3 protein-coding genes and 1 pseudogene are annotated in these 2,836 nt (G+C 66.0%); 1 reads left to right on the top strand and 3 read right to left on the bottom strand.

All coding sequences use genetic code 11. The features are described 5' to 3' along the window. A pseudogene (locus Q0R13_RS13065) lies at positions 1-666 on the bottom strand (nitric-oxide reductase large subunit); the annotation flags it as partial. 468 nt (positions 667-1,134) lie between these two features. Here Q0R13_RS13065 and Q0R13_RS13070 point away from each other — a divergent pair. Then, positions 1,135-1,353 carry a hypothetical protein gene (locus tag Q0R13_RS13070; protein WP_293904573.1) on the top strand — a complete coding sequence of 73 codons (219 nt, stop codon included), beginning with the start codon at positions 1,135-1,137 and terminating at the stop codon, positions 1,351-1,353. A 182-nt stretch (positions 1,354-1,535) separates the two neighbouring features. Here the strand turns inward: Q0R13_RS13070 and Q0R13_RS13075 are convergent, their stop codons facing one another. Next, positions 1,536-2,435, bottom strand: coding sequence for an HWE histidine kinase domain-containing protein (locus tag Q0R13_RS13075; protein ID WP_293904575.1), 900 nt, complete (start codon positions 2,433-2,435; stop codon positions 1,536-1,538). Positions 2,436-2,462: 27 nt separating this feature from the next. Then, a complete protein-coding gene (locus Q0R13_RS13080) occupies positions 2,463-2,627 on the bottom strand; it encodes a PAS domain-containing protein (protein WP_293904577.1) in 165 nt (54 codons plus the stop codon). Positions 2,628-2,836 lie beyond the last annotated feature (209 nt).

Genomic DNA, 2,836 nt, shown 5'->3' on the forward strand with positions numbered 1-2,836 from the left:
CGGCTCGTGCGGCCAGTTGCTGGTGTAGCTGATCGCCTGTCCCGGCCGCTCGGCCGCCGCGGCCCAGGACGTCCAGAAGAAGAAGGCGCCCAGCGCGTGGGCTTCCGGGGCGGTCAGCTTCGCGTTCTGCGGCATCGCGTAGAGCTCGCGCAGATGCTGGTCCGCGGCCGTGCGGTTGGTGAACAGGCCCTCGAAGTGCGCCGCGGTCACTACGATGGCGGCGGCCCGTTGGTCACTGACGGTGATCGCGCCCGTGCGCGGATCGTAACCGCCGCTGCGCATCTCTCGCCGAAGCATGGCCCCGATGCGCGCCTGGTCAGGTTCCGGGAGCGCATCGAATCGGGAATTCGCCAGCAGGCCGCGCAGGGCAAGCGCCTCGCGATGCAGCCAGTCGGCGCTCCAGTCGGGCGCGACGTAGGCGCCGTGGCCCCAGATCGAGCCCTGCTGCATGCCGCCGGTCGATTGCCAAACCCCCTGGCCGCGCTTGACCTCCTCACCGCTGTAGATGATCTGGCCGGCAGTCGACCGCACAGCAGCCGGCATTGGTGGCTTGGTGTGGTAGATTTCGCCGCCGAACCACAGCAGCGCGCCGAACATGATCGCCATGCTCACGCCGAAGATGATCCACAGCCGGCGGATGGAGAATTCGGACGCGTAGTCAGACATGGCTGTTCCTCGCCCGAGGACGTGTCGGGTCGCGCGCCAGTTGGGGTGCATCACCGCCGGTCTCATCGGGAGCCGGCCCAGGCATCGTCCGGACTGGCCGGACACCGGAGAATCTACGCCTCCGCCTCGCCCACATCCTAGAACCGCGCGGCTGTAGGCGATAGCCGTATTTATCTCTTCGACAACTGCACCCGTCTAACGGAACTAAGCAGTTTCCCAGCGTTTACGCCGTCATGAAAAGTACACGCAAAATAACACTATGGGATTCGATTGCGCTTCGATTGGGTCGGCCCACGCCTATTGCACGCCCAGAGCCGCCCGCGACTGCCCGAAGCGTGGATACGGCAGCTCAAATCGACGCCCTCATGGCTCTGCCAATCCGGGAGAGGTCGACCGTCACGGTCGTCGGCGACGCCGACCTCAGCGGCTACAGCCCCTCCCCCCGCCGTCGCGCCGAAGGCTGATCGCATGGCTCGATACGCCGTCCACTTCGTCTTCGACACGCCCGTCGAAACGCCGCCCGAGCCTCGCTATCAACTCGCGGGAGACACCCTCGAGGCCGCGAAGATCGAAGCGGCCATCCTGTACGCGACGGCCAAATTCGGCTCACTTCCGGCGGCCGATGCGATCCTTCAGAAAGGCGCTGCCGAGGTCTACCGATACCCTGAGGCAGCCGCCACGCCCTGAGGGGCCTGCGCCCTCAGGTGGCCCTCAAACTGCGACGCGGTTGCCGCGTGTGCGGCGATGGCCCTAGGCGCCGTTGCAAGCCGCTGGGCAGCGCCAGCTGCCGGGAAGTTGCGGCCCCTGCAAGGCTTCCGCTCCCACCCTTCGACTCGCGCGGTCGTGGCAACTCCGGACCCAACGGCCGGTCAATGTGCCGGAAGCGCCTGCAGCACCGGAAGCGGGCTATCAAGTTGATAGACGATCCCTTCGGGCTCGTAGCGCACCCTCACCTCTCCATGCAGTTGCCCGGCCAGGGCCCCAAGCAGCCGGGTCCCGAATCCACGGCGCGTGGGTTGAACCACGCGCGGACCGCCGGTCTCGGTCCACGTCAGGCTGAACGACTGGCTCTGCGCATCGACTGTCGAGATGATCTCAACTCGCCCGGAGGGGTTGGACAATGCGCCGTACTTGACCGCGTTTGTGCAGAGTTCGTTCAGCGACAACGTGAGCGGCAGCACCGCCGCAGGCCCGATTTCGATGGCCGCAAACGGAATGATGAAGCGCGGAATCTCATCGCTTTCGAACGGTTTGACGGCCGCCGCGACCAGATCGGTCAACATTGCGCCGGCTTCATTGGCCTTGAGCAGCAGGTCCTGAGCTCGACCAAAGGCGGCCAGGCGGCTGGTGATCGCGACGCGCGCTTCCTCGACCGTCGCCGCGGACCGCAGACTTTGGGACGTAATCGCGACCACGTTCGTCAGCATGTTCTTCATGCGGTGATGGAGTTCTTCCAACAGCAGCCGTTGGAGGCGCTTGGCGCCTTCCTGTTCGTGCGCGTCGATCCCGGCCTCTTCCAGCAGCCGCGCAGCATCGTGTCGGGCGACCTGCAGGAGGTCACGCAGGCCGGAGTTCTCGGATTCCAGCGCGCCGCCGCGCGGTGAGCCGATCACCTCGCGGATCGCGACGATGACGACCTTACCCTCGGTGGAACGATAGGGACTTAGACTGATCTCCGCAGGGAACTCGGTCCCGTCCTTGCGCCGCGCTTTCAGATCCAGGCCCGCGCCCATCATCCTCGGGCTGGAGTCGCCGATGAAGCGCTCCATGTGGCCCGCGTGGCTGCTGCGGTAGCGCTAGGGCACCAAGATGTCCGGGGACTTCCCCAGCAGTTCGCTGGGCGCGTAGCCCAACATCGCCTCGACCCGACGATTGGCGAAGTTGATGCGGCCGGCCGCGTCCACAACGACGACCGCGTCCGGGTTCACCTCGGAGAATTCGCGATATCCTCTGTTCGTCACACGTCGCGCCTTTCGCGCCCGGAAGACACGGTCGCGGCTTCAGGCAGCATCTGCGTCAAGGCCCCCATCGATCGAACCAAAGACTTCGAGCCCGTGGGGCGGGTCGGGTGTTTCGACTCCGGCCAAGCGAGCGATGAGGTAGTCCACGGCACGCAGCATCTCGGCCCCGCTGTAGGGCTTGGGCATCGAACCGATGGCCACGCTCTTGG

The organism is Phenylobacterium sp. (assembly GCF_025351295.1).
In the GTDB taxonomy this organism is placed as follows: domain Bacteria; phylum Pseudomonadota; class Alphaproteobacteria; order Caulobacterales; family Caulobacteraceae; genus Phenylobacterium.

Excerpts from the sequence above, each read along its gene's own strand:
- Q0R13_RS13070 (WP_293904573.1), top strand. The coding sequence starts at position 1,135 with ATGGCTCGATACGCCGTCCACTTCGTCTTCGACACGCCCGTCGAAACG.
- Q0R13_RS13075 (WP_293904575.1), bottom strand. The coding sequence starts at position 2,435 with ATGGAGCGCTTCATCGGCGACTCCAGCCCGAGGATGATGGGCGCGGGC.